This is a genomic window from Pseudomonas sp. 5Vm1k, from assembly GCF_056161485.1.
In genome coordinates, this window is sequence record NZ_JBSPCZ010000002.1 from 517393 (window position 1) to 531011 (window position 13619).

Genomic DNA, 13619 nt, shown 5'->3' on the forward strand with positions numbered 1-13619 from the left:
GCGTCCCGGGCTGCATTCCCACGCGGAGCGTGGGAACGATCAAACACAAAACCCTGTGGGAGCGGGCTTGCTCGCGAAAGCGGTTTAACATTCAACATCATCGTTGACTGATACACCGCTTTCGCGAGCAAGCCCGCTCCCACATTGGATCTCTACAGCTTCAGGGAACCGAGCAATCCTTCAAGAAACCGCTCCCCGGCCTCCATCTGGCTGATCTCGATAAACTCGTCCGGCTTGTGCGCCTGTTCAATCGAGCCCGGCCCGCACACCACCACCGGCACATCCAGTCGTTGCTTGAACAACCCGCCCTCGGTGCCAAACGAAACCTTGGCCGTCCCGGTATCCGGCGCGGCGAAGTTTTTCAGGAAGCGCACCGCTTCAACGCTCGGATGCGTGTCGAGGCCCGGATAGACGTTAAGGGTTTCGATCTCGATGGCCGCCACGCTCGACAGCAACCGCGCCTCGCGCACGATCACTTCGGCGCGTTCCTGCATCTGCTCCAGAAACTGATCCAGATTATCCGCCGGCAAGTTGCGCACTTCGAAGTCCAGGGTGCACAAATTCGGCACGATGTTCAGCGCCCGGCCGCCGCCAATCTGCCCGACATGCACGGTGCTGTAAGGCACGTCGTAATCAGCGTCCTGGGCGCCCTGCTCTTGCAGTTGCTGCTGACTCTGACGCAACGCGGCGATGAAATCGCAGGCCACGTGGATTGCGTTGACCGAGCGCGGCGCCAGCGACGAATGCGCCTCCAGGCCCCGGCAATACGTGCGATACGAACCCTTGCCCTTATGCCCGAGCACGAATTGCATGTTGGTCGGTTCGCCGATCAGGCACAAAAACGGCCGCACCGGGGTCAGGTGCAGCACGTCGAGCAAGCGGCGCACGCCGACACAACCGGTCTCTTCGTCATGGGACAGCGCGAGTTGCAATGGCCGGCTCAGCGAATGGTCGGCGGCGTCGAGCATGGCGTCGATGGCCAACGCGATAAAGCCTTTCATGTCGCAGCTGCCGCGCCCGTAGATCTTGCCGTCCTGCACCGTCGCCTGGAACGGCGGCACGGTCCAGGCCTGCCCTGCCGCCGGCACCACATCGGTATGGCCGGACAGCAGAATTCCCGGCAGGTTTTTCGGGCCGGTGCTGGCGAACAGGTTGGCCTTTTTGCCGGTTTCATCCTTGACGATCAGCGACTCGATGCCCTTGCTCAACAGCAGATCGCGCACGTATTCAATCAGGGCCATGTTCGACTCCGAAGACACGGTGTCGAAGGCCATCAGGCGTTTGAGAATATCCAGTACACGGGGTTTCATGAGGCCTTGCTCCGTTGCTCGGCTAAATGGGCGAACCGGCGAATGGAAAACGGCTCAATCGAAGTGCTGGTGCTGCCGGTGCTGATCAGCTCGGCCATCACATCGCCGACGCCAGGACCGAGCTGGAAGCCGTGACCGCAGAAGCCGAACGCGTAGAACAAGCCGTCGACAGTGCCACTCGGCCCCATGATCGGCAAGGAATCTGGCAGATAACCTTCGATGCCGCTCCAGACGCGGATGATGTTGAGGTTGCCGACACCCGGCAGCAGGCGGCGCATTTGATTCATCTGGTTGAGGATACTGCGCGGCTCGACGTAGGCCCGGCGATTGAGCATGTCGGGTTTGCTGCGATAGCCGCCGCCAATGACGATGTTGCCGCGCGGAATCTGCCGGAAGTAAATCACTTCCTCCGGAATCTTGGTGTACACGCCGATTACCGTCGGCAAGGCGTAGGGCACCGGTTCAGTCACGGCCATTTGCGGGCCGTGGGTGTCCAGTGGCACCGGTTCGCCGAACTGGTCCGAGAGCTTTTGCCCCCACGCACCGGCCGTGATCAGCAGTTGTGCGGCACTGAACTGACGGCCGTCCGTGGTGGTGACGCTGAATTCGCCGCCAACCTTCTGCACCTCGGCGACTTCGGTCTGCTCTTCAATCTGCGCGCCGAGTCGCCGTGCTGCACGGGCAAACGCAGGTGCAGCCAGACGCGGGTTGGCGTGACCGTCGTGAGGCGCATAAGAGCCGCCCTTCACATCCGGCCCGAGAAACGGAAAGCGCTGGTGCAGCTCGGCACCGCGATAAATCTTCAGATCCAGTTGCGCCGCCTCAGGCGCTGCGGCATAGGCCTCAAGCTCGGCAATTTCATCTTCGCGATAACACACGCGCATGTGACCGCTGGCAATGAACTCCAGATCATCGTCGATCAGTTCCGGCAAACGTTTCCACAACGCCCAGGAGCGGTTGGCCAATTCCAGTTGGCCGAGGTAACGCCCTTGGCGCCGCACGTTGCCGAAGTTCACGCCACTGGCGTACTGACCGATCTGGTCGCGCTCCAGCAGGATCACCGACTGGCCGCGCTTGCGCAGGAAAAATGCCGTCGCCGAACCCATCAGGCCGCCGCCGACAATCAACACATCGGCTTTCTGTACGGTCATGGCGACACCTCCTCGGTGAGCATCGAAAGCGGTTTGACCGGTGCCTGACCGCGTTGGCGGCCGACTTGTTGCACGCTGACGCCCGCCGCTGCGGCAATCACCTCGGCCCCGGCCTGGGAACAATAACGGCCCTGGCAACGGCCCATGCCGACCCGGCTGAAGGCCTTGGCCCGATTGACTTCGCAGGCGCCCTTCTCGCTGACGGTACGGCGCAGTTCACCGGCGCTGATCATCTCGCAGCGGCACACGATGGCGCTATCGGGCAAGGCTTTGGCTTGTTCGGTGGGCCAGGGAAACGCCTGGGCCAGACCGAGACGGAACTGGTCCATCACCGCCAAGGCCTGGCGTTGTTCGTCGCGTAATCCGGCGTTCACCGGTTGCTGCAGGTCTTCCAGCAGCGCCATGGCCACCAGCCGACCGGCGTGTTCAGCGGCATCTGCACCACGAATTTTTGAGCCGTCGCCAGCGGCATACACACCACTGACCGAGGTCCGGCCTTCCTCATCCACTGCCAGCCACCATTGGCCGGACGCCTCGTCGAAGCGCATGCGGCAACCGGCCAGGTCCGCCAATTGGGTTTCCGGGCGCAAGTGATAACCCAGCGCCACGGCATCGCAATCGACGGACAAGTCCTCGCCACGCGCCGTCAGCACTCGCACGCCACTGACACCGCTGGCCGCATCGCCCAGTACTTGCAAAGGTTTGATCCCCAAATGCACCGGGATCTTCGCCCGATACAACTGCGCCAACAGTTTCATCCCGGTGAACAGCAATCCGGGCCGCGCCAACAATTTTGGCAAGGCTCCAATACGTCTGCTGAACGGCGAGGTGTCGAGCACCGCTGCCACCTTCGCGCCGGCCTTCACGTACTGACTGGCGACCAGGTACAGCAACGGCCCACTGCCCATAAACACCACGCTGTGGCCAATCGAAACTGCCTGAGACTTGAGCGCAATCTGCGCCCCGCCGAGGCTGTAGGTGCCCGCCAGTTGCCAGCCTTCAATCGGCATCAAGCGGTCGGTGGCGCCGGTGCAGAGGATCAGCGCGTCGTAATCCACCGTCGAGTGTTTGCCCTGGCTGACGCAGCACAACTGCCCCGGCGTCAGGTTCCACACCAAGGTGTCGGGGCGATAATCAATTGAACCGCGCAGGCGATCAAAGCTGTCGTGCAGGTCGCGGGCCTTGCGCGCTTCGGTGCCGTACAGCGTCGCGTAATTGCGGGTAAATCCTTCAGGCTGACGACGATAAATCTGCCCGCCATCCCGGCGATTTTCATCGATCAGGATTGGCTTGAACCCCGCCGCCAGCAAGGTTTCGGCACAGCGAATACCCGCCGGCCCGGCGCCGACGATGACTATCCGTGCAGTGGCCATGTCGCCTCCGGTTGTGTGGTGACGATGTCCAGCCCTTCGCGGACTTCATTGGAACAGGCACGCAAACGCTCGCCGCTGCGGGTCCAGACCCAGCAATCCTGGCAAGCGCCCATCAGGCAGAAACCGGCGCGCCGGCCGGAATCGAACTCCGACTGGCGCAACGCATTGCCCTGGGTCAGCAACGCGACCATCAGGGTATCGCCCTGCAACGCCTCGATGGCGGTGCCGTCCACTTGCAGCTTGACGGTCGGCCGGCCCTGCTCGGCCAGCCTCACAAAACGTCCCTTCATGCGTAGGCTCCGTGGCTCATGGTGATCACATCCTGCTGGGTTTTCAGCAACTCGGCGCTGTCGTGGTGGCAGAGGATTTCACTGCCGCCATCGATGGTCCGGCGGTTCGGCGCGGTGCGATTGCACAGGCCATCGACCCGCACCGGGCAGCGACTGAGGAAAGTGCACAGCTCCGGCACGTTGGCCTTGGCGCCAATCGGCGGCAGCTCAGCGCAAGTGGTGCCACAGTTTTCCAGCCAGCCCTGACGCAGTTCCGGCACCGAATGAATCAACAGGTCGGTGTACGGATGGAACGGCGCCTGGGCAAACGATTGGCGGGTGCCGGCCTGGATCTTGTGGCCGCTGTACATCACCACAATGTCGTCGCACAGCGCACGCACGGTAGAAATGTCGTGGCTGATAAACAGATAGGAAACGCCCAGCTCCTGACGCAGGTCGCGCAGCAGTTCGAGAATCGCCGCGCCGACCACCGTGTCCAGTGCCGACGTCACTTCATCGCAGAGGATCAGATCCGGTTTCGCCGCCAGCGCCCGGGCCAGGTTGACCCGTTGCTTTTGCCCGCCGGACAACTCATTCGGCCGCCGTTCGGCCAGGGTCCGGGGCAAGCGCACCAGGTCCAGCAACTCGCCGATGCGCTCGCGCAACGCGGCGCCCTTGAGGCCGAAATACATCTTCAATGGCCGGCTCAGAATGGTGCTGACGCTGTGCATCGGGTTGAGCGCGGTGTCGGCGTTCTGGAACACCATCTGAATGCGACGGAACTGTTCGTCGGTGCGCTCGGACAAGCAGCCGCCCAAGGGCTGACCGTCGAAGGTCAAGCCGCCGAGCGCTGGGGTCAGCAAGCCCGCGACTACTCGGGCCAGGGTTGATTTGCCCGAGCCCGACTCACCGATCACGCCGATGGCCTGGCCTCGGCGCACGGTCAGGTCGATGTCTTCCAGCACGCGAATCGCCGGCATGCCGTGCATGTTCTTGTTGCCGTAACCGGCGGTCAGGCCTTGGATGGTCAGCAATGGCGTGTCTTCGGCTACGCCGCAGGGCGGACGAATCGTCGTGTCCGGCCGCGCCGCCGCCAACAAGCTTCGGGTGTATTCGTGGCTTGGCGCTTTGAGCAGCGGCGCGGTGGCGCTCTGTTCGAAGATCTGGCCGCCGTTGAGCACGACAATCTGATCGGCCATTTGCGCGACCACCGCAAGGTCGTGGGACACGTAGACTGCCGTCGCGCCGCGTTCCCGGACCACCCGTTTAAAGGCACGAAGCACGTCGATCTGCGTGGTGACGTCGAGGGCGGTAGTCGGCTCATCGAGCACCACCAGCAACGGATCGCTGATCAACGCCATCGCCGCCATCACCCGTTGCAGTTGCCCGCCCGACACCTGATGCGGGTAGCGCTGGCCAATGTGATCCGGGTCCGGCAACGCCAGGTCGCGAAACAATTGGATGGCTTTGGCTTCCAGCACGGCGCGAGTGCCGAGGCCATGAATCAATGCGCCCTCCACCACTTGATCAATCAACTTTTTCGCCGGGTTGAACGCCGCCGCCGCGCTTTGCGCGATGTACGACACCCGGTTGCCGCGCAGTCCCTGCAATTCCTTTTCGCTGAGGGCGAGCATGTTGTGCTCGCCGACCTGCACCACGCCGCCGGACAACCGGCAGCCGCGCCGCGCATAACCCAACAGCGCCAAGGCGATGGTGGTCTTGCCGGAACCGGACTCACCGATCAGTGCCAACACTTCACCTTTTTCCAGGGCGAAGCTCACGCCTTTGACGATTTCCGTTTCACCGCGCTCGCCACAGGCGACCACGCGCAGGTCTTCGACTCGAATCAATTCGCTCATTTCAATGCCCTCCCGTGCGGCGACTACGTCGGGACGACAGTCTGTCGATGAACAGATTCACGCCAATGGTCAGGGTGCCGATGGCCAGCGCCGGAATCACGATGGCCGGCGCGCCCTGGTTGAGGCCACCGATGTTCTCCCGCACCAGCGAGCCGAGGTCGGCATCCGGCGGTTGCACGCCGAGGCCGAGGAAACTCATGCCGCTGAGCAGCAAGACGATGAAACCGAAACGCAGGCCCAGGTCCGTTAGCACCGGGTTGAGCATGTTCGGCAGGATTTCCACGCAAGCGATGTACAAGCGGCGCTCGCCACGGGTACGGGCGACTTGCACGTATTCCAGGGCTTCGATGTTCACCGCCATGCTGCGGGCAATGCGGAATGCGCCGGGGGTGAAACTCAGGACGGCGGTGCAGATCAACAAGGTCACCGACGAACCAAAAGCCGAAACCATGATCAGCGCCAGCATCTTGCTCGGGATCGAGATAAAGGCATCCATCAAACGGCTGATCACTTCATCCAGCCATTTCGGCGATACCACTGATAGCAACGCGCAACTGGTGCCCAGGCCGCTGGCCAATACCGCCGCGATCAACGCCAGGCCAACGGTGAACCGTGCACCGACAAGCACACGGCTGAGCATGTCGCGGCCCAGGTAATCGGTGCCAAACGGGTAAAGAGCACTGATGCTATCGAAGACATTATCGGAGACCACTTCACCCACCGGGTGCGGCGCCAGCCATGGGCCGAAAACCGCCACCAGCAACCAGATCACACACATCGCGGCGCCGATCAGACCCAGCCACGCCGGGCCATGGGACACCTTGCCAACCGACAGGTCAGGGGTCGCAGGCGTCGATTTCACAATGAGATTGTTCATTGGTTTCTCAGCCTCGGATTAGACAGAATCGCGCACAGGTCGGCAATCAGCACCAACCCCAGGTACGCGGTACAAAACAGCATGGTGCAGGCCTGGACCAGCGCCATGTCACGGTTGGTCACGGCATCGACCATCAGGCTGGCGATGCCGGGGTAGTTGAAGATCGTCTCGACAATCACCACCCCGCCCAGCAGGTACGAAAGGCTCAGGGCGATGGCGTTGGCAATCGGCCCGATCGCGTTGGGCAAGGCATGGCGCAGCACGATGCGCATCGGGCTGACACCCTTGAGCCGGGCCATTTCCACGTAAGGACTGTCGAGTTGATCAATGACGGCGGCGCGAGTCATGCGGGCCATTTGCGCGACGATCACGCAGCACAGGGTCATCACCGGCAGAGCGTAAGTGCGCATGAATTGCCACGGCGAGGTGATGTCGCTGGCATACGACAGCGCCGACAACCAGCCAAGGTTCACCGCAAATATCAGTACCGCCAGGGTCGCCACCAGAAACTCCGGGACGGCGACCATGGCCAAGGTGAAGAAGCTCAGAAAGCTGTCGATGCGCCCGCCCCGGCCCATGGCCGAACCGATGCCCAGGATCAATGCCACCGGCACCGAAACCAGCGCGGTGGCGGCCGCCAGCATCAGGGTGTTGGGCACGCGGCCGGCCATCAACTCGCCGACCGGCATCGCGTTGGACACCGACAGGCCCATGTCGCCGCTGAGCAGGTTCATCAACCAGTGCAGGTAACGCAGCACACCGGGCTGGTCGAGCCCCAGTTTCAGGCGCAGTGCCGCCACCTGTTCCGGCGTGGCGAACTGCCCGAGGGATTGTTGCGCCGCGTCCCCCGGCAGTACCGCCGTGATCGCAAACACGACCATGGACACGATCAACAAAGTCACGATCGCGGCGCCCAGACGCCGGCCGATCAACCACAGTGTGTTGCTATTCATCGCCTACCCTCCTGCACTGTCCCTGACGTACAACCCAACTACCCATCAAGCGTCCAGCCAGACCTGCTCGGCGAACATGTAACCCATGAAGCCACCCAGCGGATTGCTGCCATAGCCTTTGATGCGCTGGTCGACGCCATCGATGTTGCTGATGAACACCGGCACGCCGATGCCGCTGTGGTCATGCACCAGGGTTTGCATGTCCGCGTACATCTTGCTGCGCTTGGCGTCGTCGGTTTCACCGCGAGCAAGCATCAGCAACTGGTCGAACTGGTCGTTCTGCCAACCGGACTCGTTCCACGGCGCCTTCGACTGGAAGAACTGCGAGAACATCACGTCGGCGTTCGGTCGCGGGTTGATGTTGCCGAAGCTCAGCGGGTGTTTCATCCAGTGGTTGGACCAGTAGCCGTCGCTCGGCAAGCGGTTGACGTCGAGCTTGAGCCCGGCCTGTTTCGCCGATTGCTGCAACAGCACGGCGATGTCCACCGAACCGGTGGCGGCTGGCGACGCGACCAGCGGCATGCTGATGCTTTCCATGCCGGCCTTCTTGAGCAGGAACTTGGCTTTTTCCGGGTCGTAGACGGTTTGCGGCAGGTCGGCGTTGTAGTAGCGCGAACCGGGGGCAATCGGATGGTCGTTACCGACCACGGCAAAGCCACGGAATACGGCGGATTTGATCTGTTCACGGTCCATCAGGTGCTTCATGGCCTGGGTGAATTCCGCGCTTTTGCCGGGCATCTGATCCTGACGGATGATCAAGTCAGTGTAGTTGCCCGATGGCGCATCGACGACCCGGTGCTTGGCGCTGGCCTTGATCCGGGTGGTGGAGCGCGGGTTGACCTCGTTGATCATGTGTACGTCGCCGGACAGCAGCGCGTTGACTCGCGACGGTTCGTCGGCAATCGCGATGAACTCGATCTCGTCGAGGTACGGCAGACCGGGTTTCCAGTAGCCGGTGTTGCGCGCGGCAATCGAACGCACGCCCGGTTTGAATTCCTTGACCTTGAACGGCCCGGTGCCGATGCCCTGGTTGAAGTCAGTTGTGCCTTCGGGAACGATCAGCAGGTGCGACACGGCGAGGATCGACGGCAGCTCGGCGTTCGGCGCACTGAGGCGGATCTGTACTTCATTGGTGCCGGTGGCCTTGATCTCGGCGAACTGCTCCATCAGTGGCATGACTTTGGAACCGGTCAGCGGGTCCTTGTGCCGCGACAGCGAGTACACCACGTCAGCGGCGCTGAGGGTCTTGCCGTTGTGGAAGGTTACGTCCTTGCGCAGGGTGATGGTCCACAGCGTGGCGTCGGTGTTGTCGATGCGCTCGGCCAATTCCAGTTGCGGCACCAGGTGCGTGTCGAAACGGGTCAGGCCGTTGTAGAACATGAAGTGGCGCACGTAGTCGGTGGACAGCGCACCTTTGGCCGGGTCGAGGGTGTCGGCGGTGGAACTGGACATGCCGGCGACACGAATCCGCCCACCTGGCTTGCCTTTGCCGGGGGTGGCGGCTTCTTCGGCGAACAGTTTGCCGGCGGCACCAAACAGGCTGCCGGCGCCCGCTGCGGCGACACCCGCTACGCCGAGCATTTGCAGAGCGTTGCGGCGCGACATGCCGCGATTGAGGCCTTCAAACACTCGCAGGCTTTCTTGGCCGGAGATCAGTGGGGAGTCGATCTTTTTGTCAGTCATATCAGTTGTACCTGTCGATAATGAGAAGGCTCGGGTTGTCCGGAGCGTTGAAACGCAAACGACGGTGACGCCACAACATCAACTCAATGCAAATAATCCTGGAAGCGGTAATAGGCGCCCACGAACGGCAGGAACCACGGCTTGCCGAAATGCCCGGGGATCGCCGGCCAGTCGAGTTCGCGCCACGGGTTGGCCTCGACCTTGCCGGCCATCACTTCGGCCATGACCTGGCCCATGTGCACCGACATCTGCACCCCGTGGCCGCTGTAGCCCATGGAGTGATAAACCCCGCCGTGCTGGCCGGCCCGAGGCAAACGGTCGGACGTCATGTCCACCAACCCGCCCCAGCAGTAATCGATTTTCACGTTGGCCAACTGCGGGAACATCTGCACCATCGCCGCTTGCAGCACCTTGCCGCTCTTGGCGTCGTTGACGCTGTCGGACATCGCGAACCGGGCACGGCCGCCGAACAGCAGGCGGTTGTCCGGGGTCAGGCGGAAGTAATTGCCGATCATGCGGCTGGTGACATAAGCGCGACGGCCCGGCAGCAGTTGCTCGATCAACTCTTTTGAAAGCACTTCGGTGGCGATGACAAAACTGCCCACCGGAACGATGCGCCGCCGATACCAGCCCAAACCACCGTGCTGACAGGCGCCGGTGGCCAGCAAAACCTGCCCGGCGTGCAGCGAACCTTTGCTGGTGTTGACCTGATAACCGCCGGCCAGGGCTTTCCAGTCCAGCACCGAGGTGCCTTGATGAATCAGCGCGCCGTGGCGTGCCGCCGCTTCGGCCAGGCCGACGCCGAAACGCCCGACGTGCATCTGCACGCCGTTACGCTGCAGCAAGCCACCGTGGAACTGCGCCGAATTCACTTCAGCGCGGGTCTGCTCGGCGGAGAGCAACTCGACCTCGGCATCGACTTCCTTGCGAATCAATTCGCAGGTCCGCGCCAGGCCTTCGTAGTGCATCGGCTTGGCGGCCAACTTGAGCTTGCCGTTGCGGATCAGGTCGCAAGCAATCTGCTCCTGCTCCACCAGTGACACCACGCTTTGCACGGCGCTTTCGTAGGCCTGGTAATAGGCCCGGGCCTTGTCGGCACCGAGGCTGGCGCTGAGCCCGGCGTAATCCTGGGCCACCCCGGTGTTGCACTGACCGCCGTTGCGCCCCGAGGCTTCGCCGATCACCCGTCCGGCTTCGAGCACCACCACACTGGCGCCCTTCAGGGCCAACGCCCGGGCCGCCGCCAGACCGGTGAAACCACCACCGACGATGGCCACGTCGACCTGTCCCGGCAATGCGCCGAGCTGGGCACCGGTGAAGGCCGGTGCGGTGTCGAGCCAGTAGGATTCACTGCCCATGTCCAACCCCTTTTGCGGTAGTGACTCAGAGACCAACCAGTGCCGCGAGCCCACCGATATCGGTGATCTGCTGGTAGCCGTAGAAGGCATTGCCCGGGACTTCATGACCACGGGCGACGAAGGCCTTGTTTTTGATCTTCATGTCGTGGGCCGGCATCAGGTCGTAACGGAAGCTGGAGGACACATGCAAGATGTCTTCCGGGCCGCAGTTGAGGTTGTCGAGCATGTACTCGAACGCTGCCAGACGCGGTTTGTAGGCCTGGGCCTGTTCCGCGGTGAAGACCTTGTGGAACGGCGCGCCGAGCTTGTCGACGTTGGACATGATCTGGCTGTTGCTGGCGTTGGAGAAAATCACCAGGGGGATTTTGTCGGCAATTTTCGACAGGCCGGCCGGCACGTCCGGGTGCGGGCCCCAGGTCGGTACGGCGTCGTAATACAGCTGGCCTTCGTCGCGGTATTCGATGCCCCAACGCTTGCAGGTGCGAGCCAGGGCGGTCTTAAGAATTTCGTCGTAGGGCATCCAGTCACCCATGACCTGGTCCAGGCGATAGGCCGAGAAATCCTTGACGAACTGATCCATCTGCTCGGCAGGAACGCGATCAGCGAAAAGCTCGCGAGTCATCGTGCCCATGTGGAAATTGGTCAGCGTACCGTAGCAGTCGAACGTAATGAATTTGGGGCGAAGAAAGCTCATTGAGTGCGGTCCTGAAGTTCGTTGAGGTCATGGCGCGACGAGCATTTGCTTCATTTGCGAAGCGCTGATGCAACGCTGCAGCACACCGTCATTACAACACCGTGAAATCAGCAGATGGCGTTAAAAGCAGCCTCTGCCCGATACAAACCACCGTTTTAGCCACCCCCCTCAGCAGACTTTGCGGCTCGCTCCAGCCTTGGGCAAACCCCGTATTTGTGCGCTCTTATGGACCTTTATAGCCCTGTGCGACCTGCGTGTGCCGCGATTGGCCGCAGAAACTGCGCCGGACGGAATAAAAACGGGCGCTTCCTTGAGGAAGCGCCCGTTTGGCTTGTTGAAGATCTGTTGTCTGCCGAGATCCTGTGGGAGCGGGCTTGCTCGCGAAGGCGGTGTGTCAGCCAGCATTAATGTCGACTGACACTCCCTTTTCGCGAGCAAGCCCGCTCCCACAGGGGGATTTGTGAGTTATTGGAGGATATCGATCAGCACGCTTTTGAAGCGCAAATTGGCCTCGAACGCTTCACGCCCCAGATCCTTGCCGATGCCGGAACGCTTGTAGCCGCCAGTCGGCAGGATGTAGTCGTTACTGCGCCCGTAACGGTTGACCCACACCGTCCCCGCCTCCAGCTTGCGCACCAGCCGCAAGGCGCGGTTGATGTCGGCCGTGTGCACCCCCGCCGCCAATCCATAAGTGGCGTGGGCGGCCAGGCTCAGCGCCTGTTCTTCATCATCGAACGCCTGCACCGTCAGCACCGGGCCGAAGATCTCTTCGCAGACCGCCGGATTCTGATTGTCGAGGCCGGCCAGCAGCGTCGGCTGGTAGTAAGCACCGCCCAGCCCTTCAAACAATCCGCCGCCGGTCAGCACTTCGGCCCCGGCCTGGCGCGAGCGCTGGACGATGCCGTCAATACGACTGGCCTGGAGCCGGGAAATGATCGGTGACAGCGTGCTCTGCGGCGACCAGGTCGGGCCGGGGCGCAGCTCTTCGAAATACGCCTGCAAGTGCGCGACAAACGGCTCCATGATCGAGCGCTGAATCAACAGCCGCGAACCGGACACGCAGACCTGCCCGGCGTTACCGGTAATCGCCAGCGCCACGGTGCGCGCAGTTTTGGCGATGTCCGGGATATCGGCGAACACCAGTTGCGGACTCTTGCCACCCAGCTCCAGCGTGACCGGTTTGGGCCCCACCAGTGCGCAGGTGGACATAATGCTCGACCCGGTCGCGGTGGAACCGGTGAAGGTCACTTTGCCGATGCGTGGGTGACGGCACAAAGCATCGCCGGTGGTGCGGCCATCGCCCTGTACCACGTTGAAAATCCCCGCCGGAACGCCCGCCTGCAACGCCAGTTCGGCAAAACGCAGGCTGGAGAACGGCGTCAGTTCCGACGGTTTGAGCACCACGGCATTGCCTGCCGCCAGTGCCGGGGCGACTTTCCAGGAAGCCATGCTCAGCGGAAAATTCCACGGCGCGATGGCCGCGATCACGCCGTAGGGTTCGGCGATCTGCATGCCGAGTCGCTCAGTCTGGGTCGCTGCGACTTGGCCGCCGTGCTTGTCCGCCAGCTCAGCAAAAAAACGAATGCCTTCGGCGACATAAGGAATGTCCCAGGCGATCACGTCTTTATGCGGGCGGGTCGAGCCGACGGCTTCCAACGGTGCGAGAATCTCGGCGTCCGCTTCGATCAAATCGGCCCAACGCCGCATCACTCGCGCGCGCTCCCGGGGCGGGCGGCTGGCCCAATCACTGCGGTTGAAGGCCTGCCAGGCATTGTTGACCGCTTCGTCCACCAGGTCGGCATCGGCAATCGGCAACTCAGCGTACACCTGGCCATCCGAGGGCCGCACCACCTCCAGTCCCGGTTGAGCGTCGCGGTATTGGCCGCCGATAAAGTGAGCGCTGCGCACAGCGATAAGACGAGGATCGAAGCTATCCATGGAGCACTCCAAATAGGGTCGGCGAGTCGTTGACTCAGGCTTCCATCGTAGAAAAAAAGCCCAAGCATTTGCTGCCGACCTTGCGGTGCAATTAAGCAGCAAGTGTGGTCTTGTGGCCTCTGTCTCGCGGAATCTGCCGAATGTTTCGAGCCCT

The 13619-nt window shown here is 62.3% G+C and carries 11 protein-coding genes; all 11 read right to left on the reverse strand.

What is annotated here, in order from left to right; all coding sequences use genetic code 11:
- Positions 1-152: 152 nt before the first annotated feature.
- Positions 153-1310, reverse strand: coding sequence for an acetylornithine deacetylase (gene argE, locus ACWIKB_RS06120; protein WP_475265789.1), 1158 nt, complete (start codon positions 1308-1310; stop codon positions 153-155).
- Complete coding sequence (locus ACWIKB_RS06125) at positions 1307-2461, reverse strand: NAD(P)/FAD-dependent oxidoreductase (RefSeq protein ID WP_475265790.1); 1155 nt, start codon at positions 2459-2461, stop codon at positions 1307-1309. The genes argE and ACWIKB_RS06125 overlap by 4 nt, the downstream gene beginning before the upstream one ends.
- On the reverse strand, positions 2458-3834 hold the full coding sequence (locus ACWIKB_RS06130; protein ID WP_475265791.1) for an FAD/NAD(P)-dependent oxidoreductase: 1377 nt from the start codon (positions 3832-3834) through the stop codon (positions 2458-2460). Before ACWIKB_RS06130 ends, ACWIKB_RS06125 begins: the two co-directional genes overlap by 4 nt.
- A complete protein-coding gene (locus ACWIKB_RS06135; RefSeq protein WP_163910356.1) occupies positions 3816-4124 on the reverse strand; it encodes a (2Fe-2S)-binding protein in 309 nt (102 codons plus the stop codon). Before ACWIKB_RS06135 ends, ACWIKB_RS06130 begins: the two co-directional genes overlap by 19 nt.
- Positions 4121-5962 (reverse strand): ABC transporter ATP-binding protein, encoded by a 1842-nt coding sequence (locus ACWIKB_RS06140; RefSeq protein ID WP_475265792.1) that lies wholly within the window; start codon positions 5960-5962, stop codon positions 4121-4123. The genes ACWIKB_RS06135 and ACWIKB_RS06140 overlap by 4 nt, the downstream gene beginning before the upstream one ends.
- Position 5963: 1 nt before the next feature.
- Positions 5964-6839 (reverse strand): ABC transporter permease, encoded by an 876-nt coding sequence (locus ACWIKB_RS06145; RefSeq protein WP_403022676.1) that lies wholly within the window; start codon positions 6837-6839, stop codon positions 5964-5966.
- Positions 6836-7792: an ABC transporter permease gene (locus ACWIKB_RS06150; protein WP_054050496.1), complete on the reverse strand. Its 957-nt coding sequence runs from the start codon at positions 7790-7792 to the stop codon at positions 6836-6838. The genes ACWIKB_RS06145 and ACWIKB_RS06150 overlap by 4 nt, the downstream gene beginning before the upstream one ends.
- Positions 7793-7837: 45 nt before the next feature.
- Positions 7838-9475 carry an ABC transporter substrate-binding protein gene (locus ACWIKB_RS06155; protein WP_403022679.1) on the reverse strand — a complete coding sequence of 546 codons (1638 nt, stop codon included), beginning with the start codon at positions 9473-9475 and terminating at the stop codon, positions 7838-7840.
- Positions 9476-9558: 83 nt separating this feature from the next.
- Positions 9559-10833: an NAD(P)/FAD-dependent oxidoreductase gene (locus tag ACWIKB_RS06160; protein WP_475265793.1), complete on the reverse strand. Its 1275-nt coding sequence runs from the start codon at positions 10831-10833 to the stop codon at positions 9559-9561.
- A gap of 25 nt (positions 10834-10858) precedes the next feature.
- Positions 10859-11527, reverse strand: a complete 669-nt coding sequence (locus ACWIKB_RS06165; RefSeq protein ID WP_169369265.1) for a haloacid dehalogenase type II — start codon at positions 11525-11527, stop codon at positions 10859-10861.
- 465 nt (positions 11528-11992) lie between these two features.
- A complete protein-coding gene (locus ACWIKB_RS06170; protein ID WP_475265794.1) occupies positions 11993-13465 on the reverse strand; it encodes an aldehyde dehydrogenase family protein in 1473 nt (490 codons plus the stop codon).
- Positions 13466-13619: the final 154 nt, after the last annotated feature.